This window comes from Pseudomonas sp. 43mfcvi1.1 (assembly GCF_900115935.1).
In the GTDB taxonomy this organism is placed as follows: Bacteria; Pseudomonadota; Gammaproteobacteria; order Pseudomonadales; family Pseudomonadaceae; genus Aquipseudomonas; species Aquipseudomonas bijieensis.
This window is the reverse complement of record NZ_UETT01000001.1, coordinates 499,713-524,998: the sequence shown is the minus strand read 5'-3', so window position 1 is coordinate 524,998 and position 25,286 is coordinate 499,713. Positions and strand designations below refer to the sequence as shown.

Below are 25,286 nucleotides of genomic sequence, written 5' to 3'. Positions count from 1 at the left end.
ATATATTGGCACCCCCACCACAGGTCAATCCCCATGTCCCTCCCCTCCTTTGTACGCTTGATCGAAGTCGGCCCTCGTGACGGCCTGCAGAATGAAGCACAGCCCATCAGCGTCGCCGACAAGGTGCGCCTGGTAGATGCCTTGAGCGCCGCCGGCCTGGGCTACATCGAAGTCGGCAGTTTCGTCTCGCCCAAGTGGGTGCCACAAATGGCCGGCTCCGCCGAGGTGTTCGCGCAGATCCAGCGCAAGCCGGGTGTGACCTATGGCGCTCTGGCACCAAACCTACGGGGCTTTGAAGACGCGCTGGCGGCGGGCGTAAAAGAAGTCGCGGTATTCGCCGCCGCGTCCGAAGCGTTCTCCCAGCGCAACATCAACTGCTCTATCAAGGAAAGCCTGGAGCGCTTCGCGCCGATCATGGAGGCCGCCAGGCAGCACGGCGTCAGTGTGCGCGGCTACGTGTCCTGCGTACTGGGCTGCCCCTATGAAGGTGCGGTCAAGCCTGAGCAGGTGGCTTGGGTCGCTCGGGAACTGTATGCGATGGGCTGCTACGAGGTCTCCCTGGGTGACACCATTGGCACAGGCACCGCTGGCGCCACACGCCGGATGTTCGAAGTGGTGGGCGCCGAGGTGCCGCGGGACAAGCTCGCCGGACACTTCCACGATACCTACGGCCAGGCCATGGCCAACGTGTACGCCAGCCTGCTGGAAGGCATCGCGGTGTTCGACAGCTCCATCGCCGGCCTTGGCGGCTGCCCTTATGCCAAGGGCGCCAGCGGTAACGTTGCCACCGAAGACGTGCTGTACCTGCTCGATGGGCTGGGTATCGAAACCGGTGTCGATCTGAATGCCCTGATTGCCGCGGGTCGGCAGATCTGTGATGTGCTCGGTCGTCCTAGCGGGTCGCGTGTCGCCAAGGCCCGTAGCGCACAGTGAGGTGTTACCGCTGGCTTTGTAACAGCGGCGAAACGAGTAACACGGAAACAATTTGTCAGGTTTGGCCCGTCAGATTTTTCAGCCTAAAAACACAACTCATTGATTTATATGAGTTTTTAAAAGTTGGCACGCCACCTGCTATATCTCTGGCATAACAAGAATAAAAAAACGCAGCAAACCCAATAAAAACAAGACGAAACGACTCTGACATAACAAAAACAACACGGCAGAGACGCAGCTAACAGATTTTTTTGGAGAAGATGTGCTTTTCAGGGTGCTTCCAGAAGCAACCCGCAACCGGGCAGAGAATAATAAAACTACCTTCAGGTAGCTCCCGAATCGGTTGGATCGCAAGGCGAAAAAGCAGATCAGCGCTCAAAAAAATACGTTTGCTCTTGATCCCGGATGGGGATCGCCAAAAACAGCGGTAAAGGGCCACGGCTGCCAAAAACAACAACAGGCCGCCCCTCAATAATAAAAAAAGAGCACGCGACGACAAAATTAAAGGGGAGCTTCGGCTCCCCTTTGTGCTGTCTGGGGTTTTGGTTTTTCGGTTGTTTGGAAGGCGGTGTATCAGCCACAGCGCTTTGACCGACACACCGCATCGCGAGCAGGCTCGCGCCCACAGGTCTTGTGGCTAGTCTTCCTTCTTGCGCAGTTCTTCGATGCTGATTTCGCGCATGCGGAATTTCTGGATCTTGCCGGTGACCGTCATCGGGAATTCCTCGACGAATTTGAAATGACGCGGCGTCTTGAAGTGGGCAATGCGCTCCTTGCACCAGGCTTGCAGCTCTTGCTCGCTGGCGCTGTGGCCGGGATGGAACTTGATCCAGGCGACGATTTCCTCGCCGTAGCGCGAACACGGAATGCCGATCACTTGCACGTCCGCCACGGCCGGATGGGTGAAGAAGAACTCTTCCAGCTCGCGCGGATAAACATTCTCGCCACCACGGATGATCATGTCCTTGTTACGTCCGACAATGCGCACATAGCCCTGCTCGTCCATGGTCGCCAGGTCACCGGTGTGCATCCAGCCATCGGAGTCGATGGCATCGGCGGTGCCCTTGGGGTTGTTCCAGTAACCCAGCATCACGCTGTAACCACGGGTACACAGTTCGCCAACGGCGCCACACGGGACGACATTGCCTGCCTCATCGATAATTTTGCTTTCCAGTTGCGGCTGGGTGCGGCCGACGGTGGTCACGCGCAATTCCAGTTCGTCTGAAGGACCAGTCTGCAATGACACCGGGCTGGTTTCCGTCATGCCGTAGGCAATCTGCACTTGCGCCATGTGCATTTCGTTGATGACCCGCCGCATCACTTCGATGGGGCATGTGGCGCCTGCCATGATCCCGGTGCGCAGGCTGGACAAGTCAAAATCACCTCGCAGTGGCTGGTCCAGCATGGCGATGAACATGGTGGGCACGCCATACAGTGCAGTGGCTTTTTCCTCGGCCACGGCCTTTAGCGTCAGCAACGGGTCGAAGGAATCGTTGGGGTAGATCATGGTGCTGCCGTGAGTCATGCAACCCAGGTTGCCCATGACCATGCCGAAGCAATGGTAGAGCGGCACCGGGATCACCAACCGATCGCCAGCGCTCAGGCCCAGGCTTTCGCCGACCATGTAACCGTTATTGAGAATGTTGTGATGGCTGAGGGTCGCGCCCTTGGGAAAGCCGGTGGTGCCGGAGGTGTACTGGATGTTCACCGGCTGATCGAAATGCAGGCTGGCCTGACGCTCGGCCAGTTGTTCAGGCGTAACCGCCGCACCAAGGCCTGCCAATTGCGCCCAGGGCAGAAAGCCTGAAGGCGGCTGGGGATCGAGGCTGATCACGCCTCGCAAATCCGGCAAGCGCTCACTCTGCAGGTGGCCGATCGATTGCTCTGCCAGCTCTGGCGCCAGCGTTTGCAACATGGCGTGATAATCCGAGGTCTTGAACGCCCCGGCACACACCAGCCATTGGCATCCGGATTGTTTGAGCACGTATTCGAGTTCAGAAACCCGATAGGCCGGATTGATGTTGACCAGAATGACGCCGATCTTCGCACTGGCGAACTGGCTGATGCACCACTGGGCGCAATTGGGCGCCCACACGCCAAGGCGATCACCGGTTTTCAAGCCCAACGCCAACAAGGCGCGGGCGTGCAGATCGACGGCCTCGGCCAGTTGTTGCCAGGTATAGCGTAGCGATTGATGGCGAACCACCAGCGCCTCGCCCTCTGGATACCGGGCTACGGTCTGGTCGAAAACCTCGCCGATGGTTTGCGCCAACAAGGCCTTGGCCTGGGAGCCACGGGTGTAGCTGAGCTGCGAATGCGAACCGGGTTGATCCATGACGCCCCCTCTTGTCTTTATTAGTGGGTGTAGCGGTGAACCTGATGCAGAGCACAGTTACTCTCGCTCAAGTTGACGTTAACGTAAAGGGCGATTGACAGCTTCTCGTCGCAGGCTTACGTTAACGTAAAGGTGAGAGCCATCCCGCCACTCTCCACACCCGATAAAAAAGCCAAAGGTGTCCCATGAGCTACCCATCCCTGAATTTTGCCCTCGGCGAAACCATCGACATGCTCCGCGACCAGGTGCAGGCCTTCGTCAAGGCCGAACTGGCGCCGCGAGCAGCGCAGATCGATATCGATAACCTGTTTCCCGCCGACATGTGGCGCAAGTTCGGCGACATGGGCCTGCTGGGCATTACCGTACCGGAAGAATATGGCGGTGCTGGCCTGGGCTACCTGGCCCACGTGGTGGCAATGGAAGAAATCAGTCGCGGCTCGGCCTCGGTCGCCCTCTCCTACGGTGCCCACTCCAACCTCTGCGTGAACCAGATCAACCGCAACGGCAACCACGAACAGAAAACCAAGTACCTGCCCAAGCTGATCAGCGGCGAACACATCGGCGCCCTGGCCATGAGCGAGCCGAACGCCGGCTCCGACGTGGTCTCCATGAAACTGCGGGCCGACAAGCGTGGCGACCGTTACGTGCTCAACGGCAGCAAGACCTGGATCACCAACGGTCCCGATGCCAACACCTATGTGATCTACGCCAAGACCGACCTGGAAAAAGGTCCCCACGGCATCACCGCCTTCATCGTCGAGCGCGACTGGAAAGGCTTCAGCCGCAGCAACAAGTTCGACAAGCTCGGCATGCGTGGCTCCAACACCTGCGAGCTGTTTTTCGATGACGTCGAAGTGCCGGAAGAAAACATCCTCGGTGTGCTCAATGGCGGCGTGAAAGTGCTGATGAGCGGTCTCGATTACGAGCGCGTCGTACTCTCCGGCGGTCCGACCGGGATCATGCAGGCGTGCATGGACCTGATCGTGCCGTACATCCACGACCGCAAGCAATTCGGCCAAAGCATCGGCGAATTCCAGCTGATCCAGGGCAAGGTCGCCGACATGTACACCCAGCTCAACGCCAGCCGCGCTTATCTATATGCCGTGGCCCAGGCCTGCGAGCGCGGCGAAACCACCCGCAAGGACGCCGCCGGGGTGATCCTCTACAGCGCCGAACGCGCCACGCAAATGGCCCTCGACGCCATCCAGATCCTCGGTGGCAACGGCTACATCAATGAATTCCCGGCCGGTCGCCTGCTGCGTGACGCCAAGCTGTACGAAATCGGTGCTGGCACCAGTGAGATTCGTCGGATGTTGATCGGCCGCGAACTGTTCAACGAAACCCGCTAACGGAGCTGACCATGGCCACGCTGCACACTCAGCTCAACCCACGCTCCCCGGAGTTCATAGCCAACCGCGATGCGATGCTCGGACACGTCGAGGCCCTGCGCACCTTGCTCGCGCAAGTGCGCCAAGGCGGCGGCCCCAAGGCCCAGGAACGGCATACGTCGCGGGGCAAGTTGCTGCCCCGTGAGCGCATCAACCGGCTGCTGGATCCGGGCTCGCCGTTTTTGGAGATCAGCCCGTTGGCGGCTCACGAAGTCTATGGCGAAGATGTGCCGGCGGCCGGCGTGATTGCCGGCATTGGTCGCGTGGAAGGCGTCGAATGCATGATTGTCGCCAACGACGCGACGGTCAAAGGTGGCTCTTATTATCCACTGACGGTGAAGAAGCACCTGCGCGCCCAGACCATCGCCCAGCAAAATCGCCTACCGTGCATTTACCTGGTGGATTCGGGCGGCGCCAACCTGCCACGCCAGGACGAAGTGTTCCCGGACCGCGAGCACTTCGGCCGGATCTTCTTCAACCAGGCCAACATGAGTGCCCAGGGCATCCCGCAGATTGCCGTGGTCATGGGTTCCTGCACCGCTGGTGGCGCCTATGTGCCGGCCATGGCGGACGAGGCGATCATGGTCCGCCAGCAGGCGACGATTTTCCTCGCCGGACCACCGTTGGTGAAAGCCGCCACCGGCGAGGTGGTCAGTGCCGAAGACTTGGGCGGGGCCGACGTGCATTGCAAGATTTCCGGGGTGGCCGACCATTACGCCGACAGCGACGAACATGCCCTGGCCCTGGCCCGTCGTAGCGTCGCCAACCTCAACTGGCACAAACAGGGGCAGTTGCAGCAACACCTGCCCATCGCCCCGCTGTACTCGATCGATGAGCTGTACGGTGTGGTTTCGGCCGACGCCAAGCAACCGTTCGATGTCCGGGAAGTGATCGCGCGCCTGGTAGACGGTTCGGTGTTCGACGAATTCAAGGCGCTGTTCGGAACGACGCTGGTGTGCGGCTTCGCTCACTTGCACGGCTACCCGGTCGCGATCCTCGCCAACAACGGCATCCTCTTCGCCGAGGCCGCGCAGAAAGGCGCGCACTTCATCGAACTGGCGTGTCAGCGCGGGATTCCGCTGCTGTTCCTGCAGAACATCACCGGCTTCATGGTCGGGCAGAAGTACGAAGCGGGCGGCATCGCCAAGCATGGTGCCAAGCTAGTGACGGCGGTCGCCTGTGCCAAAGTGCCGAAATTCACCGTGATCATCGGCGGCAGCTTCGGCGCGGGCAACTATGGCATGTGCGGTCGCGCCTACGACCCACGGTTCCTGTGGATGTGGCCAAACGCGCGGATTGGCGTGATGGGCGCCGAACAGGCGGCCGGCGTGCTGGTGCAGGTCAAGCGCGAGCAGGCCGAACGCAGCGGCCATCCCTTCAGCGCCCAGCAGGAAGCCGAGATCAAGCAGCCGATCCTCGATCAATACGAAGAACAGGGCCACCCCTATTATTCCAGCGCCAGGCTGTGGGACGACGGCGTCATCGACCCGGCCCAGACCCGCGACATACTGGGCCTGGCCTTGTCCGCGTCACTGAACGCGCCTATCGAACCGAGCCGCTTCGGCGTGTTCCGGATGTAAACGGGGAACGACCATGGATAACTTCAACACCCTCGAACTGCACACCGACCCACGGGGCGTTGCCACCCTGTGGCTCAGCCGCGAGTCGAAAAACAACGCGTTCAACGCCGAAATGATCCGCGAACTGATCCTTGCCCTGGACCACGTCAGCAGCGATCCAAACTTGCGTTTCCTGCTGATCCGCGGGCGCGGCAAGCATTTCAGCGCTGGCGCCGACCTGGCCTGGATGCAGCAATCGGCCGAGCTCGACTACCACACCAACCTCGATGATGCCCGGGAACTGGCGGAGCTGATGTACAACCTCGCCAAGCTGAAGATTCCCACGCTAGCCATCGTCCAGGGTGCGGCGTTCGGTGGCGCACTGGGGCTTATCAGCGCCTGTGACATGGCCATTGGCGCTGATGAAGCACAGTTCTGTCTATCGGAAGTGCGCATTGGCCTGGCGCCGGCGGTGATCAGCCCGTTCGTGGTGCAAGCCATCGGCGAGCGTGCGGCGCGTCGTTATGCCCTGACTGCAGAACGCTTCGACGGGCAACGCGCGAAAGAAATCGGTTTGCTGTCGGAAAGTTACCCGGCCGAAACCCTCGACCAGCAAGTCGAGCAATGGATCGACAATCTGTTGCTCAACAGCCCGGCGGCCATGCGCGCCAGCAAGGAACTGTTGCGCGAAGTCGGTAACGGCGCCCTGACCCCGGCGCTGCGGCGCTACACCGAAAACGCCATCGCCCGTATTCGCGTCAGCCCGGAGGGCCAGGAAGGTCTGCGGGCCTTCCTGCAAAAGCGCGCGCCGAACTGGCAAGCCGAATCGAGTCATAAGGAGCCGCGTCGATGAGCGCACCCGCCCTCACCACATTGCTGGTGGCCAACCGTGGCGAAATCGCCTGCCGCGTGATGCGCACCGCCAAGGCCATGGGCCTGACCACCGTTGCCGTACACAGCGCCACCGACCGCGATGCCCGCCACAGCCGCGAAGCCGACATTCGCGTCGACCTGGGCGGCAGCAAGGCCGCCGACAGCTACCTGCAAATCGACAAATTGATCGCCGCCGCAAAAGCCAGCGGCGCCCAGGCCATCCACCCCGGCTATGGCTTTCTGTCCGAGAACGCCGGGTTCGCCCGGGCGATTGAAGACGCCGGGCTGATCTTCCTTGGCCCACCGGCCTCGGCCATTGATGCCATGGGCAGCAAATCGGCGGCCAAGACCTTGATGGAAACTGCCGGGGTGCCCCTGGTGCCCGGTTATCACGGCGAAGCCCAGGACCTGGACACCTTTCGCGACGCCGCCGAGCGCATCGGCTACCCGGTTTTGCTCAAGGCCACCGCTGGCGGTGGCGGCAAGGGCATGAAAGTCGTCGAGGACGTCAGCCAACTGGCCGAAGCCCTGGCCTCGGCCCAGCGTGAAGCGCAGTCCTCGTTCGGCGACTCACGGATGCTGGTGGAGAAATACCTGCTCAAGCCGCGCCATGTGGAAATCCAGGTATTTGCCGACCAACACGGCAACTGCCTGTACCTCAACGAACGCGATTGCTCGATCCAGCGCCGCCACCAGAAAGTGGTGGAAGAAGCCCCCGCGCCCGGCCTGACCCCGCAACTGCGGCGGGCGATGGGCGAAGCCGCCGTGCGCGCGGCCCAGGCGATTGGTTATGTCGGAGCCGGTACGGTGGAGTTTCTGCTGGATGCGCGGGGCGAGTTTTTCTTCATGGAGATGAACACCCGGTTGCAAGTCGAGCATCCGGTCACCGAAGCGATCACCGGACTGGACCTGGTGGCCTGGCAGATCCGCGTCGCCCAAGGCGAGCCATTGCCGATCACTCAAACGCAAGTGCCGCTGCTGGGTCACGCCATCGAAGTACGGCTGTATGCCGAGGATCCGGTCAACGATTTCCTGCCGGCCACCGGGCGCCTGGCGTTGTATCGCGAATCGGCCGAGGGGCCGGGGCGGCGGGTCGACAGTGGTGTGGAGGAAGGTGACGAGATCTCGCCGTTCTACGACCCGATGCTCGGCAAGCTGATTGCCTGGGGTGAAGACCGTGAGCAGGCGCGCTTGCGGCTGTTGAGCATGCTCGACGAATTTGCCATTGGCGGGCTGAAAACCAACATTGGTTTTCTGCGACGAATCGTGGCCCACCCCGCTTTTGCGGCGGCGGAGCTGGATACCGGATTTATCCCACGTTACCAGGCGCAATTACTGCCAGAGCCTGGCGAATTGGATGACGCGTTCTGGTCCGCAGCCGCCCAGGGATTCGCCTTGAGCCTGACACCGCGCGTACGCGGTGATGACGCCGATTCACCTTGGGCCAGCACCACCGGGCTGCGCCTGGGGCTGCCCAGGGAAACCACCCTGCACCTGAGCTGCGAAGGCCAGGATCGCGCGATAACGCTGGACATCAGCGCCCGCCGCGCGGAACTCAAGGGCGAGCAACTGATAATCGAGCAGCACGGCCTGCGCCGCAGCCATCGGGCCATTCGCCGGGGCGATAGCCTGTATCTGCAATGGGCGGGTGACCTGCACCGGATCGACCTGTACGACCCTCTGGCCGCCGCCGAGGCCAGCCACAGCCATCAAGGTGGCCTGGCTGCGCCCATGAATGGCAGTATCGTGCGGGTATTGGTGAGTGTCGGCCAGACGGTGGAAGCCGGGGCGCAACTGGTGGTACTGGAGGCCATGAAAATGGAGCACAGCATTCGTGCGCCGAAGGCCGGTGTGATCAAGGCGTTGTACTGCCAGGAAGGTGAAATGGTCAGCGAAGGCTGCGCCCTGGTGGCGTTCGAAGAATAGGAATCGGCCCGCTCCCAGGGCCGATCCAGTCAGAACCTGATGGTGGCCTGCACCACCACACCGATGAGGCGGCACTGTTCGGTGTACAGGGTTTTCGGGTAAGTCGGATTGAGCGGAACCAGGTAACGCTGACCGCTCTCTTCGATCAATTTGCGAAAGGTCGCGTCACTGCTGCCAGGCAAGCAGGCGACCACCAGTTTGCCAGGCACCGCCTCGATGGCCGGATCCACCAGGATCGACATGCCCTCGGGAATGCTCAACCCGCTGGGTGCGGTCATCGCATCGCCCACCACTACCAGCCAGAATGCATCGCCCAGGGCGTGGTAGTCCGTCAGCTCGTAGCGCGCCTGGCTGTAGGCGCCAGGATCACCTTCGCGAACCCCGCCAACCTCATGCCATTCACTGACCGGGTAGCGGAAGTACGGGTTGTACTTCTGCGCCAGGGCCATGCCTTCGTCCGTGGAGGTGTCCGGCTCGCGAATCACCATTGCCACCTCCAGAAACTCCAGCCCCAGCTCCCGCAGGACCCGGTTCATGTCTTCGACACTGGGTTGCCGGCGCTTGGTCAGCCAATGGCCGACGCCGCCCTGGGACATTCCCAACCGCTCCGCGAGCACCACTTGCGTGATGCGCAGCTCCTTCATCTTGGCCTTGACCAACTCTATCCATTTATCCATGTGCGGCACGATACGTGGGTGACTGTGACCATTCAAAACACAAATTGTAGTATTTAAATTATCGTCACAATTACGATAAGTACTATTCTGGATTCAGGAGTTCAGCCCCCTACACGGAGATTTCCATCACCATGGATACACCCAGCAAAGACCAGCCCAGCAGCCCTTTCGACGGTACGTTTCCTCCCTTGCAGGATTGTCCGGCGGCCAAACGTGCCCTCGACTACTACCTGAAACCAGGTGTTTCGCAGGCACCGGCAGAACATCGCTTCTTCGACGTCAACCACAATATCAGCGCAGAAGAAGCCCTCGTTCATGCGTGCGACCTGCTGCGTTGTGCCGCGGCGACCGCCCACGAGTCCGCCAACCAGTTGAATGGTTCGAGCCGTGACCTGGCATTTTCGGTGGTGCACATGATCGATCTGGTCAAGGTGATGCTTGACCGATCCCTGGATGGTTACCCTGCCCGCTAGGAGTAACACATTGGGAATGTCGTCGCGAACGCGAACGACGAGAAAAATTTTCCAATCGATGCGATAAAACCATTTGACTTGCAAATGATAATGATTATTATTGCATCAGCTGGTCGCGAGATCAGTCGATAGACCAGAAGACCTTAGGTCGGACTTCTGGAATATCTCCTCATCAGGCTAATCACGGTTTTTGACCCGGCTTTTTGCCGGGTCTTTTTTTGCCGATTTTTCGGCTTATGGCTTCAGGCTAATGAAGTCTTTTTGGATGCTGCCAATTCGGTGGCGGCGATGATAGCAAATGAATATCCGTTTACAAGAGCCCTCCCGCCACACAGGCGAAATCTATCGCTAACCAGCACTTGAGAATCAATTGCAGACTCTCTAAGCTGGCTCGGCGTCCAGGGAGGACGCCCCCTCGTTTACGTGACTTAAATCGTCTCGATTCGCCTTCCTTGCGTGTAAAGTAACGGCATGAAAATCCTTTCCAGGAATCGTGACCGTGGCTAAATCTTCCTTTGATATCAGTGCCAATTTCGACAGCGGCAACATCGAGGTCGTCGACATCAGCAACCCGTTGCAGTCGTTGCTCAAGATCAGGCCCGACACCCGCAGTGCCCATTTCCAGTGGTTCCACTTCAAGGCCAGCGGCCTGCATGTCGGCCAGGAATATTCCTTCCGCCTGCTCAACGCCAGTCAATCGTCCTATAACAAGGCCTGGACGGGCTACCAGACCGTTGCCTCCTACGACCACGTCAATTGGTTCCGCATTCCGACCCAGTTTGAAGGCGACGCCCTGCGCTTTCATCTGGAGGCCGAACAACCCCACGCCTGGTTCGCCTACTTCGAACCCTACAGCCGCGGTCGTCATGATTGGCTGATCGAACAAGCGCAGCACAAGGCCGGCACCGAGCTATTGGCCGTTGGTAAAAGCGTGGAAGGCCGTGACATTCAACTGCTGCGCAAGGGCAACGGTGCCGAAGGCCGACGCAAAATCTGGATCATCGCCCAGCAGCACCCCGGTGAGCACATGGCCGAATGGTTCATGGAGGGCGTGATCGAGCGCCTCCAGCACCATGACGATGCGCAACTGAACCGGTTGCTCGCCAAGGCCGATCTGTACCTGGTACCGAACATGAACCCCGACGGCGCATTCCACGGTCATCTGCGAACCAACGCCATGGGCCAGGATCTCAACCGTGCCTGGCAGAACGCCAGTCCGGAAATCAGCCCCGAGGTTTTTTTCGTACAACAGCAAATGGAAAAGTACGGCGTCGATCTGTTCCTCGACGCTCACGGCGATGAGGAAATCCCCCACGTCTTCACCGCCGGTTGCGAAGGCAACCCAGGCTACACGCCACGCATCGCCAAACTCGAAGAGCGCTTTCGCAGCCATCTCAAGCACCAGACCAAAGACTTCCAGACAGCTCACGGCTACACCCGCGACGAACCGGGCCAGGCCAACATGACCCTGGCCTGTAATGCGGTCGGGCAGAAATATGACTGCCTGTCCCTGACCCTGGAAATGCCGTTCAAGGACCACAACGATCACCCGAACCCGATCACCGGCTGGTCTGGCAAACGCTCGATGCAACTGGGCAAGGATGTGTTGAGCACCATCGAGGCCATGGTCGACGAGTTGCGCTGATCCAATGACCTGATCAACCCTTGTCCAAGGTGCTTCCCTGAGTGGGAACAATGTGGGAGCAAAGCTTGCTCGCGATATAGGCGGTGAGGTCTTTCTGAAACCGAGTCGCCTGTATCGCGAGCAAGCTTTGCTCCCACCATCAACCCTTGCCGCGCAACATGCTGTCCAACACCTCATCCCGACGCACCCACGCGTGAAACAACGCCGCCGCCAGATGCACCAGCACAGTCAGGAACAGCAAGTAAGCCAGGTACCCGTGGGCCTTGCGCAGCAGCGCGAACGTCTGGGCGTGCGCTGGCAGGATCGAGGGCAGTTGCAACCAATTGCCGAGCATCACCGGATCCCCCGCCGCCGAAATCATGCCCCAGCCCAGCAGCGGCAGAACCAGCATCAAGGCGTACAGCAATACATGCGAAGCCTTCGCCGCCAACACTTGCCAGCCTGGCAGATCGGCCGGCAGCGGTGGTTGTCGGGTACTGAAGCGCACCACCAGGCGCACGATCACCAACAGCAAAATCGCGATACCCAATGGCTTGTGCAACTGAAGCAGCCATTCATGGCGCTCGGACACCGAGGCGACCATGCCCGCGCCGATAAACAGCATGGCGATGATCATCAATGCCATCAGCCAGTGCAGCAACCGAGCCAGCGGTGCAAAGTGACGAGGGGCGCTCATGGGCGGGACTCCTGGTGGGCGGGCAATTGGTTCACTTCGCTGGTGCGCCGCAGGTAGGAACTGGCATAGGCAGCGGAGCGCGCGACCAGCAGCGGATCGTCGGAACCTTCGATCCCTTGGGGCAAGATCAGCGGGTCATAGTTGATGTCGCGGCATTCGCCGTTGTCCTGCGCCTGGGTACGCTCCAACACCAGCGTGCCGGCATTGAGTACCTTGCGGTCAGCGGGCCAGGCCTTGCTGGCGTCGTTCACCGGATCACCCGGGTTGGCCAAGGTGATGTTCAGTTGCCAGCGCAACGGCCCGGCGGCGAGACGCTTCACCAAGTCTTGCTCGAGGAAGTCGGCCCCCTGGGGTGGCGTCGTATCCGCAGCGTCCTGAGTCATCGGCACCACGCCCCAGCGCACCGCCTGGCGTTGCCCGGCGGGGTTGACCAGATAGAACGCGTTGATGCCGTTGTAAGTTTCGCTGGCATAACTGGCCGACGGCTTGGCGGTCTTGATCCATTGCAGGAATGGCGCGGCTTCGGGGTGAGCGGCAAAGAACGCCGGTACGGCCGCAGGGTTCGGTTTTCCTGTGGCGGGGTCCGGCGACTGGGCTTGCTGCAGTTGGTAGAAGGCTTCGGGCGTGCCCACCGGAAACACCGGCATGCTGTTCATGCCAGTGCGCCACTGCTGGCCGTTGGCCTGGGTAAAACGCAGCGCCAGGCTGCGAATCGGCACGCTTGCGTCCGGTGCATAGGGGTTGCCGCTGGGCAAGGCGAAACGCCCGACCACCGGCGTTTGCGGCTGCGAGAACACTTGGGCGCTGGAATAGGCGCTGGCCTCGCCCGTGCTTTGGAAATAGCCCACGACGCAGACACCTTTGGAGTGGTTACGGCGAAAGCCCGGGTGAACGCCGTTGTTTTTTTCCAGGACATTGACCAGCGCCTGCGGTGTCAGGCGCTGTGGGTCGAGGCTGCCATTGACGTAGGCAAACGCCCCGGCCAACGCGGCAACAATCACGGCGATGCCGCTCAGGCGCAATGTCAGGGCGGCGGCACTCAAGGGTGGCCGGCTCGACGAGGATGAAGGATCAACCATGAGAAAGCTCCAGGGCGCGAGGCCATTCGTTGGAAATGGACCCGTCAGACGAAGGACCGTCAGGTTTATTCCCATGCCTCGTATTTATTTTTCCTGCCCTGGAATAATCTCGTTCGTGGGTCGTCTTTCCAGTCCCGGTGCAGTGACTGCCCACAGAAGCCACACCCTATGAACGCACTCGACGAACAGTTGCGCGAACTCATCCCCAGGCTACGGCGTTTTGCCGTGTCGCTGACGCGCAACCCGAGCAATGCCGACGACCTGGTGCAGATGTGCCTGGAACGGGCGTTGTCCAAATGGACCGACAAGCGCCCGGACGGCGACCTGCGGGCCTGGTTGTTTTCGATTCTGTATCGGCAGTTTCTCGACGGCCATCGCCGCTCCCGGCGGTACGCGCGCATGCTGGAGTTTTTCACCGGTCGCGATGACGCCCATCCTTCGGCCGAGCGTAGCGTGATCGCACAATCGTCCCTGCAGGCCTTCGATCAGCTCACGACGGAACAGCGTGCCCTGTTGCTCTGGGTGTCGGTGGAAGGCTTGAGTTACCAGCAAGTCGCCGACATCCTCGGCGTGCCGACCGGCACGGTAATGTCCCGCCTGTCCCGCGCCCGCCAGGCCTTGCGCCAACTCAGCGACGGCGAAATCACCCGCCCTGCCCTGCGGATACTCAAATGATCAACATCCCCCCCAGCGACAGCGACCTGCACGCCTACGTCGATCGCCAACTGAGCGAGGCCGACCAGCGCCTGGTGCAGGCCTACCTGGCCAACCAGCCTGAAGTCGCCGCCCGGGTCCGAGCCTGGCAACAGGACGCGCAGCACCTGCGCACGGCCCTGAGTGGAACCTTGCAGCAGCCGCCCAACCCGGACCTCGACCCGGCGATGATTCGCCAGCACCTGAAACATCGCTCCCGCCGCCACCTGGCCAGCGCCGCGATGTTGTTGCTGGCCGTCAGCGTGGGAGGCTTCGGTGGCTGGCAAGCGCGGCAAATGACCCTGCTCAGCGCCGCAGCCCCCATGGCCGATGCCCTGCAGGCGTACCGGTTGATTGCCCAGCAAGGTATCCTGCCAGCCGATTACCAGACGGGCGACGAGCGGAGCATGCAAGGCTGGCTCGACCGCTACTTCACCCAGGCCGACCGACTGCCCGACCTGTCGGGCGCGGGCTTCAAGCCGGTCAGCGGGCGCTTGCTCAGCACCGAGCAAGGGGCGGCGGCCATGGTGGTTTACCAGGACCAAAGCGGTCAGAAGATCAGCTTCTACGTGCGCCCACCGGGCCCGAAAAACTTCCTGCTCCCTCGTGGCAGCCGCCGTGACGGCGAGCTGCAAGCCGAGTACTGGTCCGGCCCGGGCTACAACTATGCGATGGTCATACCCAGCGATATGCCGGCAGCGCAGCGGCTCAAGCAGACCCTGAATTTCTGATCCCCGCCGCCGCCCCTGTGGGAGCGAGCCTGCTCGCGATAGCGATGTGTCAGCCGGCACATTACTGACTGGACCACCGCTATCGCGAGCAGGCTCGCTCCCACAAGGGTTCTGCGATAGTTCAGAGGAGTCGGTTCACCCCTGCCCAAACACCTGCGAAGGCCTGCGCAGCAATGGGTCGAACGGGTTGATCCGCGGCCCGATCAGGGCCGCCTCACGCTTGAGCATGTCCACCACCGTCGGCAGGCGATCAGGCCCCAGGCGATCGCTCACCGTCGCCACGCTCAAGGCGGCCACGGCCCGACCGTCACGGTCCAGGATCGGCACTGCCACCCCGGCCATGCCTTGCAATACACCAGTGTTGCGCCCGGCGTAGCCCAGCGTGCGCACGTTCTCCACTTCCGAACGCAGGAAGACTTCATCGTACAAATGGAAATCCTTGAGCCGCGGCAGGTTGTATTGAATCACCGTGTCGCGCTCTTCTTCCGGCAGGAACGCCAGGATCGCCAGGCTGCCCTGCCCCACGCCCAACGCCACGCGCCCCCCAATGTCGCCGGTGAACGTGCGGATCGGAAATGGCCCTTCGCTACGGTCCAGGCAGATGGCATCGAAACCGCTGCGGGCGAGCAAAAATAGCGAGTCTCCCAAGGAAGCCGACAACCGCAGCATGGCCGGGCGCACCAGTTCGCGCAGGTTGCCGGTGTTACCGGCGCGGGCGGCCAGGGCGAAGAACTCCAGGCTCAGGCGATAGCGCTTGCTGCGAGCGTCCTGCTCGACCATGCCCTCGTCCATCAGGCTGCGCAACAAGCGATGGGTGGTGGGTTGGGACAAACCGATGCGCTGGGCCAATTGCGTCACCCGCTCGCCGCCCTCGACGGTGTCACCCAGGCTGCGCAACACGGCAAACAGTCTGGAGACCGCGCTGACACCCACCTCGCCTTTTTCATTATTCCGCTCAGTGGAATTAAACATGCTATTTCTCATTATTAAATTTACTCACTGAATGAAATTGAAAATAGTCTTCTCTTCAGTGAAATAGTCCATTGAGCCCATCCTATTCTTCGTCCTACTCTGCGTCCATACAGGGGCGATTCGAACAACAGCGGCAGCCGACTCAAGGTCGAGCGCCAACGCACCCCAGCAGCACCTTTTCGTATCTGCCCATACAAAAAAGCGCGCCCTTGCGGCGACGCATAACAATCCCAGGTGGAGCGCAGCTATGGCTTTTGTGCAACTTAAAGGACTTGGCAAACGTTACGGCGACATCGACGCCGTGGTCGCCACCAACCTGTCGGTGGAAAAAGGCGAGTTCGTCTCGCTACTGGGGCCTTCGGGCTGCGGCAAGACCACCACCCTGCAAATGATCGCCGGCTTCGTCGAAGTCAGCAGCGGGCGCATCCTGCTGGACGGCCGCGACATCACCCATGCCAAGCCCGCCAGCCGTGGCCTGGGGGTGGTATTCCAGAGCTACGCGCTATTCCCCCACATGACCGTCAGGGACAACGTCGCTTTCGGCCTGCGCATGCGCAAGGTCGCCAATGCCGAGCTGCAACAACGCGTGGATCGAGTGTTGAAGCTGGTGCGCCTGGACCAACACGCCGAACGCTACCCACGGGAACTCTCGGGCGGCCAGCGTCAACGCGTGGCGCTGGCTCGAGCCTTGGTGATCGAGCCGCCGGTGCTGTTGCTCGACGAACCGCTGTCCAACCTCGACGCCAACTTGCGCGAAGAGATGCAATACGAAATCCGCCGCATCCAGCGCGAAGTCGGAATCACTACCCTGATGGTGACCCATGATCAGTCCGAAGCCCTGTCGATCAGCGACCGGGTCGTGGTGATGCAGGCCGGGCGTATCACCCAGATCGACGCGCCGTACACCCTTTACGAGCACCCACGTACCGAATTCATTTCCGGCTTCGTCGGCAAGGCCAACCTGCTGCCCGGCCTGCGCGATGGCGCGGGCGTCGTTCAAGTCTGCAACCGGAGCGACGCTGACCTGACCCTGAGCCTGCGCCCGGAAAAAATCGATCTGCTTGCCTCGGGCTCGGGCCGCCTGCAAGGCACCCTCGTCAGCCGCTTCTTTCTCGGCAGCCAATGGCTGTACGGCGTCACCACCAGCCTGGGTGAACTCTGCGTGGTACGCCGCAACGACGGCTCCGCGCCCTTGGTCGAAGGCACGGCGGTGGGCCTGGACTGGGATCCGGCGCTGCTGCGGGTGCTGAGCACGGACGAGGTGCCGGCATGAAGCTGATCGATGCGATGCGCCGTGGCCGGCAAGGTTACCTGATGTCCGCGCCGGCCCTGGCCTTGTACCTGGGCCTGCTGGTCATTCCCTTGGGCTTGACGCTCGTCCTGTCATTCAACGTCTTCGACTACAGTTCGGGCATCAACAACGACGCCTTTACCTTCGACCACTACACCAGCCTGCTGGGGGACCCGTACTTCTACGAGATATTCCTGCGCACGTTCTGGATCAGCGCCCTGACCACGCTCTTGTGCGTGCTGATCGGTGTGCCCGAGGCGTACATCCTCAGCCGCATGGGCGCACCGTGGCGTTCGATTTTCCTGATCCTGATTCTCACGCCGCTGCTGATTTCAGTGGTGGTGCGAGCCTTCGGCTGGAGCCTGCTGCTCGGCGCCGACGGCCTGGTCAACCAGGCTCTGCAAGCCTTCGGTGGCGCACCGATGAAGCTGCTCTATACCCCGTTCGCCGTGGTCATCGCCCTGGTCCACGTGATGTTGCCGTTCATGATCATTCCAGTCTGGACCTCGTTGCAGAAACTCGACCCGGCCGCCGAACAGGCCGCGCTGTCGCTGGGGGCCAGCCAGTTCACGGTGATCCGCAAGGTCGTGCTGCCACAGATCATGCCCGGCGTGCTCTCCGGCACGCTGATCGTGTTCGGCCTCGCCGCCAGTTCCTTCGCCATCCCCGGTCTGCTCGGCGGACGGCGCTTGAAGATGGTCGCCACGTTGATCTACGACCAGTACCTGTCAGAACTGAACTGGCCCATGGGTGCGGCCATTGCTGTCGCCCTGCTGTTGCTCAACCTGCTGATCATGCTGTCGTGGAACCGGATGATCGAAGGCCGCTACAAGAAGTCATTGGGGTAACGGGTCATGTCCAGAAACGGTCCTTTCGCACTGCTGTTCCACGCCCTGGTGGTGGTCTTCATGCTCGCGCCGCTGGTGGTGGTCTGCCTCGTCGCCTTCACCCCGGAAAACACCTTGAGCCTGCCGACCACCGAGTTCTCCCTGCGCTGGTTTCGCGCCGTGTTCGAGCGCGCGGACTTTGTCGACGCGTTCTACAACAGCCTGATCCTGGCGTTCTGCGCGGCCTCGCTGGCGACCTTGATTGCAGTGCCGGCGGCCCTGGCGATCACCCGGCTCGAGTTCCCGGGCCGGGATTTCTTCAATGGTCTGTTCCTGTCGCCGATCATCATTCCGCACCTGGTATTGGGGGTGGCGTTACTGCGTTTGTTTGCGCTGATGGGCGTGAACGGCAGCTTTGCCTGGCTGATCTTCGCCCATGTGCTGGTGATCACGCCGTACGTGCTGCGCCTGGTGCTGGCCTCGGCCATCGGCCTGGACCGCAGCGCCGAGCAGGCCGCGCAATCGTTGGGGGCTGGGCGCTTCACGCTGTTCCGGCAAATCACCCTGCCGATGATCCTGCCGGGGGTGGCCGGAGGCTGGTTGCTGGCGTTCATCAACAGCTTCGATGAAGTCACGCTGTCGATCTTCGTCACCTCGCCGGCCACGCAAACCCTGCCGGTACGCATGTACGTATACGCCACCGAATCCATCGACCCGATGATGGCGGCGGTGTCGGCGCTGGTCATCGGGCTCACCGCGCTGACCATGATTCTGCTCGACCGGGTCTATGGCCTGGATCGAGTCCTGGTAGGCAAACAATGAGGGTGTCATGGCACTGCTGAAACGACTGGCCGAAGGCGACCGCCCGGCCCTGGACTTTACCCTCGACGGCCAGCCCGCCACCGGCCTTCTGGGGGACACCCTGTTGACCGCCGTGCTGACCTGCAGCGAGCACCTGCGCGGCAGTGACTTCAGCGCCGAACCCCGGGCCGGTTTCTGCCTGATGGGTGCCTGCCAGGACTGCTGGGTGCGCCTGGGTGATGGCCGCCGCGTACGCGCCTGCTCGACCCTGCTCGAAGCCGGGCAGCACATCATCCGCGAACCGGGGCGCCAGGTATGAACAATGTAGCCAAATATGCCCCCATCGCGAGCAGGCTCGCTCCCACAGGGGACTTGTGCCGTCCACAAAATCCACGTCCACCGCAAATCCGATGTGGGAGCGAGCTTGCTCGCGATGGCGTCTTTAAAGATGTCGCCAATCTCACTGCATCGCCAACGAGGTGGTCATGAAACCCGTCGCCATCATCGGCGCCGGCCCGGCCGGTATCCGTGCCGCACAGACCCTGGTCGCCCACGGCATATACCCCGTCCTGCTGGACGAAGCCACTCGCGGTGGCGGGCAGATCTATCGGCGCCAACCGGCCAACTTCAAGCGCCCGCCAGCCAAGCTCTATGGCTTTGAAGCGTCCAAGGCCAACGCCATCCACCAGACCCTCGACGCGTTGCGTGAACAGCTCGATTACCGTCCCGACACCCTGGTGTGGAACGCCGAGGCCGGCCTGCTCGATACCTTGCATGAAGGTCGCACCGCGCGCCTCGAGTACGCCAGCGTGATCGTCGCCACCGGCGCCACCGACCGGATCCTGCCTGTACCGGGGTGGACCCTGCCCGGGGTGTACAGCCTGGGCGCGGCGCAGATCGCCCTGAAGTTCCAGGGTTGCGCCATTGGTGAACGGGTGGTGTTCGCCGGCAGCGGTCCGTTGTTGTATCTGGTGGCCTATCAATACGCCCGGGCCGGCGCCAAGGTGGTCGCGGTCCTCGACAGTTCGCCCTTTAGCGCCCAGGTTCGTGCCCTGCCCGGCTTGCTGGCACAACCGGTCACCCTCGCCAAGGGCCTCTACTACCGCGCCTGGCTAACCGCCCGCGGCATCGCCGTGCATCAAGGCGCGAGCCTGGCGCGTCTCGATGGAGAACGCCGGGTGCAGTCGCTGCAATGGCACGACGCAAGCGGCGAACACACCCTCGACTGTGACGCGGTGGCGTTCGCCCATGGCTTGCGCAGCGAAACCCAACTGGCCGACCTGTTGGGTTGCGAGTTTGCCTGGAATGCCCTCAACCGCGCCTGGCTGCCACGACGGGACCACGCCGGGCGCAGCAGCGTGCCGGGGATTTACCTGGCCGGTGACGGTGCCGCAATCATGGGCGCGGACGCAGCTGAAATGGCCGGTGAACGGGCGGCCCTGGCCTTGCTCGAAGACAGCGGCTACTCCACCGACCCACAACGTTGCACGCAACTGGAACAAGCCCTTGAACGCATCGGTCGGTTCCGGGAAGGCCTGGAGCGCGCGTTTGCCTTTCCTGAACGCTGGGCCGCCGATGCGGCCGATAACCTGATGATTTGCCGCTGCGAAGAAGTCCGCGCGGGTGACATCCGCCGGGTGGTGGGCGAAGGCCATTGGGAGATCAATCGGGTCAAGGCGCATTGCCGGGTCGGCATGGGTCGTTGCCAGGGTCGGATGTGCGGTGCCGCGGCAGCGGAAATCATTGCGCGCGAAAGTGGCCGCACCATTTCCGACATCGGCCGCTTGCGGGCCCAGGCGCCGGTCAAGCCAGTGCCGTTCGGCCTGGAGGTCGAGCCATGATCGAAGTGGATGTGGTGATCATTGGCGGTGGCATTATCGGCGCCTCGGCCGCGTTGTTCCTGAGCAAGGCCGGCCGCCGGGTAGCGCTGCTGGAGCGCGACTTCTGTGGCTCGCACTCCAGTGGCGTGAACTACGGCGGTGTGCGACGCCAGGGCCGGCCATTGTCGCAACTGCCCTTGTCGCAACGGGCCCATGAAATCTGGAGCCAGTTGCCCCAGTTGATCGGCATCGACGGTGAGTACCAGCGCAGCGGTCATCTCAAACTGGCCCGCAGTGCCGATGATCTGCAAGCGTTGCGCGACTACGCCGCCAGCAGCCAGGGCTTCGGCCTGGATTTGCAGCTGCTCGATCAAGAAGAACTGCGGGCTCGCTTTCCGTGGGTCGGTGCTGTCGCGGTCGGGGCATCGCTGTGCCCGGATGACGGCCATGCCAATCCGCGCCTGGTCTCACCAGCGTTTGCCCAGGCCGCTCGCCGACATAGCGCGCAAGTCCACGAACAATGCACCGTCAGTAACGTTGTGCACGACGGCCAGCGCTTTGCCGTAAACACCGCGACAGGTCTGACCTTCCACGCGCCCTGGCTGCTGAACTGCGCCGGAGCCTGGGCCAGCCAGTTCGCCGCGCAGTTCGGCGAAGCGGTGCCCATGCATGCAGGGCACCCGGCGATGCTGGTCACCGAGCCCTTGCCCTTGGTCATGGACGCCAGCACCGGCGTCGAGGGGGGCGGTATCTATGCCCGCCAGGTCGCGCGTGGCAACTGTGTGCTGGGGGGCGGCCAAGGTTTTGCGTTGGACGCTGCTCGCGCCCGTCCCGGCCAGAACGCAGTGATCGAGATCCTGCGCCAGGCTGTCGAGCTCTATCCATTCCTGGAGGGCACCCAGGCGATTCGTACCTGGAGCGGCACCGAAGGTTACCTGCCCGATCGCCAGCCGGTGATCGGCCACAGCAGCACCCAGCCTGGTCTGTTGCACGCGTTCGGCTTTGCCGGCGCGGGTTTCCAGATCGGCCCGGCGGTGGGCCAGGCGCTCACCGAGATCATCTGCAGCGGGGCTTCGAGCACGCCGCTGGATGCGTTTTCCATCACCCGGTTCCACTCCATCTCCGTTGCTTGATAGAGGAAGGTCGCGCCAATGAATAACGTCAAACGCAGTGCACTGTTCGGTTTCTGCTCGCTGGGCTCCGCTTGCCTGGGCGCCCTGCTCCCGGTCACCCAGGCGTTGGCCGAGCCGACGCTTTACCTGGGCATGAACGGTGGAACCATGGAGCGGCTTTATGCCGACAAGGTCTTGCCTGCTTTCGAAAAAGCCAACAACGTCAAAGTGGTCATGGTACCGGGCACCTCAGCCGATATCCTGGCGAAGGTGCAGGCCAGTAAAGGCAACCCGCAGATGCACGTGATGTTCCTGGATGACGGCATCATGTATCGCGCCATCGCCATGGGGCTGTGCGACAAACTCGAGGACAGCCCGACCCTGGCGCAGATCCCGGCCAAGGGGCGCATCAAGGATCAGGCCGTGGCCGTCAGCCTCGGGGTGACGGGGCTGGCCTACAACACGCGGCTGTTCAAGGAAAAAGGCTGGAATACGCCCACCTCATGGATGGACCTGGCCGATCCACGTTTCAAGGATAAAGTGGTGTTCCAGTCGATGGCCTCCTCCACATTCGGCCTGCACGGTTTCCTGATGTTCAACCGGATCCAGGGCGGCAGCGAAACCGATGTCGAGCCGGGCTTCAAGGCCTGGCCAAACACGGTGGGGCGCAACGTGCTGGAGTACATCCCCAGCTCGGCGAAGATATCCGAAATGCTGCAGACCGACGAAGCCGCCCTGTTTCCGCTGACGCCGACCCAGGTGACCGCGTTGAAACTCAAGGGCATGCCGGTCGAATACGCCCAGCCGAAGGAAGGCGCCGTGGTGCTCAACGTCGCCGAATGCGCCATCGCCCAGAACACCCAGCCGGAACTGGCGCAAAAGCTTGCCGCGTTCCTGCTGACACCTGAAGCCCAGGCCATTGCCCTGGAAGAAGGCGACCAGATCCCCTCCAACCCCAATACCCCGACCACCGACAAGACCCGCGGCCAGGTGGAGGCGATGAAGCAATACCTGGAAACGGCGATTGCCGTGGATTGGGACCAGGTCAACGAACAACGCCCGGCCTGGAACGCGCGGTGGAACCGCAGTATCGAACGCTAGGGCGATCGATTGTGGCCAAGGGAGCAACACTGTTGCTCCCACAGATAAATCCCCTCGCCACAGGGTTTTGTGTTGGGCTGATTATTGGTTAACTGTCTGGCTTCGGACCTTGCGCCCGCCCCTTGATCAACAGCGAACCCCGCCATGCACACCCTCGCCCAACTGCGCGCCGGCCAGCTCTCAGGCATCACCCGACTGGACCTGGCCTGCGGCTTGACAGAGTTTCCCCGGGAAATCTTCGACCTGGCCGACTCCCTCGAAATACTCAACCTCAGCGGCAATCAGTTGGACACGCTGCCCGACGACCTGCATCGGCTGACCCACCTGCGCGTGCTGTTCTGTTCGGATAACCGCTTCACAGAACTGCCCGAATGCCTGGGCCGTTGCAGCGCGTTGACCATGGTCGGTTTCAAGGCCAACCGTATCGAGCGCGTCACTGGCGCCGCCCTGCCACCGCTGCTGCGCTGGCTGATCCTGACCGACAACCTCGTCAGCCAATTACCCGATGAACTGGGCCAACGCCCACACCTGCAAAAACTGATGCTGGCCGGCAACCGTCTGCAGCAATTGCCTGCAAGCCTGGGCCAGTGTCATCGCCTCGAACTGCTACGCATCGCCGCCAACCAATTGACCGAACTGCCGCAATGGTTGCTGCAACTGCCAAGCCTCAGTTGGTTGGCCTACGCCGGCAATCCGCTGGAAGCCCAAGCCGAAGCGGCCGCCCTGGCTGCCACGACGCCCATCGACTGGGCGCAGTTGCGCTTGCAACAACAATTGGGCGAAGGCGCATCGGGAGTGATTCACCAGGCGCTCTGGCAGCCGCCCGGCCAAATTGCCCGAAACGTTGCAGTGAAGCTGTACAAAGGCCAGATGACCAGCGACGGCTCGCCCCTGCATGAGATGCATGCCTGCATCACTGCCGGTCGACACCCGAACCTGATTGACGTGCTGGGCCAGGTTGACGGGCATCCCGAGCAACAGGCCGGACTGGTGATGGCGCTGATCGCGCCCAGCTACCGTAATCTCGCCGGGCTGCCGAGCCTGGCATCATGTACCCGCGACGTGTATGCCGACGAGCTGCGCCTCAGCGCCCCAACAGCCTTGCGCATCGCCCACGGCATCGCCTCGGTGGCCGCGCACTTGCACCGCCAGGGCATCACCCATGGGGATCTGTACGGGCACAACATCCTGTACAACGACCAAGGCGATTGCCTGCTGGGAGACTTTGGCGCGGCGTCTTTCCACGCCACCACGGACAACGGGCAAACCCGCGCACTGCAACGCATCGAGGTGCGAGCCTTCGGGATTCTGCTGGGGGAATTGCTGACGCGGATCGAGCCGAGGCTCAGTGCTGTGGACCTGGCAGCGCTGCAGGATCTGCAGGCGCGCTGCTGTCAGCCGGATGTGCTGGCGCGGCCAGAGTTCGATGAGATTGAAAGGTTGCTGAGCGAGTTCAAACACATCGACTAAACCAGCCCCCCAAACTAACAGGCACGCCGCCTATTGTGGTGAGGGGATTTATCTGTGGGAGCAAGGCTTGCCCGCGATGCGGACACCTCGATTTCTCAGAGACCGCGTCGTCTTCATCGCGGGCAAGCCTTGCTCCCACAGAGTGAACCGCACCCAGGGATAAATTCCCTCGCCACAGGGGGTGTAGTGCTTAACCGGCCAACCCGACAAACATGTCCTGCACGTCGTCATGGTTATCGAGGCCTTCGAGGAAAGCTTCGACTTCAGCCATCTGCTCATCGGTCAGGCCGCTGACCGGGTTTTTCGGCTGGTAGCCCAGTTTGGCCGACAACACGGTGAAGCCCTGCTCCGGCAACGCCTTCTGTACGGCATCGAGGTCGGCAGGGTCGGTGAGAAACAAGGTCGCGCCTTCTTCGCCCGGCTCGAAATCCTGGGCACCGGCCTCGATGGCGGCCATTTCCGGATCGGCGTCCGGGCTGTCCGGTGCGGCTTCAATCATGCCGACATGGTTGAAGTCCCACGCCACCGAACCCGAGGCGCCCAGTTGGCCCTTGCGGAACGCGACGCGAATTTCGGCAACGGTACGGTTGATGTTATCGGTCACGCATTCAACGATCAGCGGCACCTGGTGCGGCGCGAACCCTTCATAGGTCACGCGGTGGTACTGCACGGTCTCACCGAGCTGACCAGAACCTTTCTTGATCGCACGCTCCAGGGTCTCGCGGGGCATCGAGGCCTTCTTCGCTTGTTCGACCACCAGGCGCAAGTGCGCGTTGGTAGCGGTATCAGCGCCGTTGCGCGCGGCAATGGTGATTTCCTTCACCAGTTTGCCGAAGATCTTGCCCTTGGCGTTGGCAGCCGCTTCTTTGTGTTTAACCTTCCACTGTGCGCCCATTACTCACTC

Annotated in this window: 23 protein-coding genes; 17 read left to right on the top strand and 6 right to left on the bottom strand. The window is 61.9% G+C overall.

Annotated features, from left to right (window positions below):
- Positions 1-33 precede the first annotated feature (33 nt).
- Positions 34-933 (top strand): hydroxymethylglutaryl-CoA lyase, encoded by a 900-nt coding sequence (locus DTP52_RS02415; protein ID WP_109751672.1) that lies wholly within the window; start codon positions 34-36, stop codon positions 931-933.
- Positions 934-1,570: 637 nt separating this feature from the next.
- Here the strand turns inward: DTP52_RS02415 and DTP52_RS02410 are convergent.
- On the bottom strand, positions 1,571-3,268 hold the full coding sequence (locus DTP52_RS02410) for an AMP-binding protein (protein WP_109751671.1): 1,698 nt from the start codon (positions 3,266-3,268) through the stop codon (positions 1,571-1,573).
- Between the two features lie 185 nt (positions 3,269-3,453).
- Here DTP52_RS02410 and DTP52_RS02405 point away from each other — a divergent pair, with 185 nt between their 5' ends.
- The 4 genes from DTP52_RS02405 to DTP52_RS02390 are packed head-to-tail and all read left to right on the top strand — an operon-like array spanning position 3,454 to position 9,014.
- Positions 3,454-4,617: an isovaleryl-CoA dehydrogenase gene (locus tag DTP52_RS02405; RefSeq protein WP_109751670.1), complete on the top strand. Its 1,164-nt coding sequence runs from the start codon at positions 3,454-3,456 to the stop codon at positions 4,615-4,617.
- A gap of 11 nt (positions 4,618-4,628) precedes the next feature.
- Positions 4,629-6,236 (top strand): carboxyl transferase domain-containing protein, encoded by a 1,608-nt coding sequence (locus DTP52_RS02400; RefSeq protein ID WP_109751669.1) that lies wholly within the window; start codon positions 4,629-4,631, stop codon positions 6,234-6,236.
- A 13-nt stretch (positions 6,237-6,249) separates the two neighbouring features.
- Positions 6,250-7,068, top strand: coding sequence for a gamma-carboxygeranoyl-CoA hydratase (locus DTP52_RS02395; protein WP_109751668.1), 819 nt, complete (start codon positions 6,250-6,252; stop codon positions 7,066-7,068).
- Complete coding sequence (locus tag DTP52_RS02390; protein WP_109751667.1) at positions 7,065-9,014, top strand: acetyl/propionyl/methylcrotonyl-CoA carboxylase subunit alpha; 1,950 nt, start codon at positions 7,065-7,067, stop codon at positions 9,012-9,014. Before DTP52_RS02395 ends, DTP52_RS02390 begins: the two co-directional genes overlap by 4 nt.
- A 29-nt stretch (positions 9,015-9,043) precedes the next feature.
- Here the strand turns inward: DTP52_RS02390 and DTP52_RS02385 are convergent, their stop codons facing one another.
- Positions 9,044-9,691 carry a LexA family transcriptional regulator gene (locus tag DTP52_RS02385; protein ID WP_109751666.1) on the bottom strand — a complete coding sequence of 216 codons (648 nt, stop codon included), beginning with the start codon at positions 9,689-9,691 and terminating at the stop codon, positions 9,044-9,046.
- Between the two features lie 131 nt (positions 9,692-9,822).
- On the opposite strand from DTP52_RS02385, the gene DTP52_RS02380 reads away from it, so the two are divergent.
- Positions 9,823-10,164 carry a DUF6124 family protein gene (locus tag DTP52_RS02380; protein ID WP_109751665.1) on the top strand — a complete coding sequence of 114 codons (342 nt, stop codon included), beginning with the start codon at positions 9,823-9,825 and terminating at the stop codon, positions 10,162-10,164.
- A gap of 493 nt (positions 10,165-10,657) precedes the next feature.
- Positions 10,658-11,809 carry a M14-type cytosolic carboxypeptidase gene (locus tag DTP52_RS02375; protein WP_109751664.1) on the top strand — a complete coding sequence of 384 codons (1,152 nt, stop codon included), beginning with the start codon at positions 10,658-10,660 and terminating at the stop codon, positions 11,807-11,809.
- A 139-nt stretch (positions 11,810-11,948) separates the two neighbouring features.
- On the opposite strand, the gene DTP52_RS02365 is transcribed toward DTP52_RS02375, so the two are convergent.
- Both DTP52_RS02365 and DTP52_RS02360 read right to left on the bottom strand, forming a co-directional pair.
- Positions 11,949-12,485, bottom strand: a complete 537-nt coding sequence (locus DTP52_RS02365; protein WP_109751663.1) for a cytochrome b — start codon at positions 12,483-12,485, stop codon at positions 11,949-11,951.
- Positions 12,482-13,564 (bottom strand): catalase family peroxidase, encoded by a 1,083-nt coding sequence (locus tag DTP52_RS02360; protein ID WP_109751662.1) that lies wholly within the window; start codon positions 13,562-13,564, stop codon positions 12,482-12,484. The genes DTP52_RS02365 and DTP52_RS02360 overlap by 4 nt, the downstream gene beginning before the upstream one ends.
- A 168-nt stretch (positions 13,565-13,732) precedes the next feature.
- On the opposite strand from DTP52_RS02360, the gene DTP52_RS02355 reads away from it, so the two are divergent.
- Together DTP52_RS02355 and DTP52_RS02350 are read left to right on the top strand one after the other, a co-directional pair.
- Complete coding sequence (locus DTP52_RS02355; protein WP_109751661.1) at positions 13,733-14,239, top strand: sigma-70 family RNA polymerase sigma factor; 507 nt, start codon at positions 13,733-13,735, stop codon at positions 14,237-14,239.
- Positions 14,236-14,988: an anti-sigma factor gene (locus DTP52_RS02350; RefSeq protein WP_109751660.1), complete on the top strand. Its 753-nt coding sequence runs from the start codon at positions 14,236-14,238 to the stop codon at positions 14,986-14,988. Before DTP52_RS02355 ends, DTP52_RS02350 begins: the two co-directional genes overlap by 4 nt.
- A gap of 135 nt (positions 14,989-15,123) precedes the next feature.
- Here the strand turns inward: DTP52_RS02350 and DTP52_RS02340 are convergent, their stop codons facing one another.
- The gene (locus DTP52_RS02340; protein WP_109751659.1) at positions 15,124-15,960 is read right to left on the bottom strand and encodes an IclR family transcriptional regulator; all 837 of its coding nucleotides are present in this window, start codon (positions 15,958-15,960) and stop codon (positions 15,124-15,126) included.
- 247 nt (positions 15,961-16,207) lie between these two features.
- On the opposite strand from DTP52_RS02340, the gene DTP52_RS02335 reads away from it, so the two are divergent.
- From DTP52_RS02335 to DTP52_RS02300, 8 genes are all read left to right on the top strand, one after another.
- Positions 16,208-17,233, top strand: coding sequence for an ABC transporter ATP-binding protein (locus DTP52_RS02335; RefSeq protein ID WP_109751658.1), 1,026 nt, complete (start codon positions 16,208-16,210; stop codon positions 17,231-17,233).
- On the top strand, positions 17,230-18,099 hold the full coding sequence (locus DTP52_RS02330) for an ABC transporter permease (protein ID WP_109751657.1): 870 nt from the start codon (positions 17,230-17,232) through the stop codon (positions 18,097-18,099). Before DTP52_RS02335 ends, DTP52_RS02330 begins: the two co-directional genes overlap by 4 nt.
- A 6-nt stretch (positions 18,100-18,105) precedes the next feature.
- Positions 18,106-18,900, top strand: coding sequence for an ABC transporter permease (locus DTP52_RS02325; protein WP_109751656.1), 795 nt, complete (start codon positions 18,106-18,108; stop codon positions 18,898-18,900).
- 7 nt (positions 18,901-18,907) lie between these two features.
- Positions 18,908-19,198 (top strand): (2Fe-2S)-binding protein, encoded by a 291-nt coding sequence (locus DTP52_RS02320; RefSeq protein ID WP_109751655.1) that lies wholly within the window; start codon positions 18,908-18,910, stop codon positions 19,196-19,198.
- Positions 19,199-19,364: 166 nt separating this feature from the next.
- On the top strand, positions 19,365-20,720 hold the full coding sequence (locus tag DTP52_RS02315) for an NAD(P)/FAD-dependent oxidoreductase (protein ID WP_109751654.1): 1,356 nt from the start codon (positions 19,365-19,367) through the stop codon (positions 20,718-20,720).
- A complete protein-coding gene (locus DTP52_RS02310; protein WP_109751653.1) occupies positions 20,717-21,832 on the top strand; it encodes an FAD-binding oxidoreductase in 1,116 nt (371 codons plus the stop codon). Before DTP52_RS02315 ends, DTP52_RS02310 begins: the two co-directional genes overlap by 4 nt.
- Positions 21,833-21,850: 18 nt before the next feature.
- Entirely contained in the window at positions 21,851-22,912 is a 1,062-nt protein-coding gene (locus DTP52_RS02305; protein WP_109751652.1) for an ABC transporter substrate-binding protein, read from the top strand.
- Between the two features lie 144 nt (positions 22,913-23,056).
- Complete coding sequence (locus DTP52_RS02300) at positions 23,057-24,382, top strand: leucine-rich repeat-containing protein kinase family protein (protein ID WP_109751651.1); 1,326 nt, start codon at positions 23,057-23,059, stop codon at positions 24,380-24,382.
- Positions 24,383-24,572: 190 nt separating this feature from the next.
- Here the strand turns inward: DTP52_RS02300 and DTP52_RS02290 are convergent, their stop codons facing one another.
- Entirely contained in the window at positions 24,573-25,277 is a 705-nt protein-coding gene (locus DTP52_RS02290; protein ID WP_003199952.1) for a YebC/PmpR family DNA-binding transcriptional regulator, read from the bottom strand.
- Positions 25,278-25,286 lie beyond the last annotated feature (9 nt).